General features: G+C 75.2%; 1 protein-coding gene. It reads right to left on the bottom strand.

The genetic code is table 11. The features are described from left to right. Positions 1-591: hypothetical protein (locus E1265_RS36655; RefSeq protein ID WP_132935239.1), on the bottom strand; the 591-nt coding region annotated here is incomplete at its 3' end. Between the last annotated feature and the right edge of the window lie 10 nt (positions 592-601).

The following is a 601-nucleotide window of genomic DNA, read 5'->3' as shown; positions in this document are numbered from 1 at the left end:
GGGTGGCGGGAGCCTACGCCCGGAAGGCCCGAAAGGCGCCGGTCGTGCACGCATCCGTGGAATCCGCCCGTGAGCGACTACCCGGCCGCCGTGGAGCATGAGGGTGCCGCCGCAGGCGCACGGGCGTCCCGGGATCTCGACGGCGCGGCGGGCGAGTCCCAACGCGTGCTCGACGTGGTCGGCGGCGGTCTGGGCGACCTGCTCGATCGCGGCGCGGTGTCCGAGGGTGAGCGGGTGGAAGATGCCACCGGGGAGGCTGACGAGCCGGTCGAGAAGCCATGCCGCGGCGGTGGGTGCGGTGCGCTGTCCGGTGTAGCGCCAGCGCCGGGGGGCGGCCGCGTCTTGGTCGGCCGCGCGGTCGAGACGGGCCCGGTAGTCAGCGGTCCAGGTGCCGGGACGGCGCGCTGCCGGGGGGACGTGGCTGCGCGCGGGGATCTGGATCTCGGCGGCGATGTGGTCGGCGGTGTCGACCAGGGCGCGCTCGATCTGTCGGGCGGTGTCGAGGACGTGGAGGCGGACGGGGGCGCTCCGGTCCATGGGGTCGTATTCCTCGGGGGTGCGGAGGTAGGCGTTGAGGCTGGTGGGGGCCACGCGTCGTGGG

This window comes from Streptomyces sp. 8K308 (genome assembly GCF_004348315.1).
Taxonomy (GTDB): domain Bacteria; phylum Actinomycetota; class Actinomycetes; order Streptomycetales; family Streptomycetaceae; genus Streptomyces.
The sequence above is the reverse complement of the archived record's forward strand: the minus strand, read 5'-3'. Positions and strand labels throughout refer to the sequence as shown.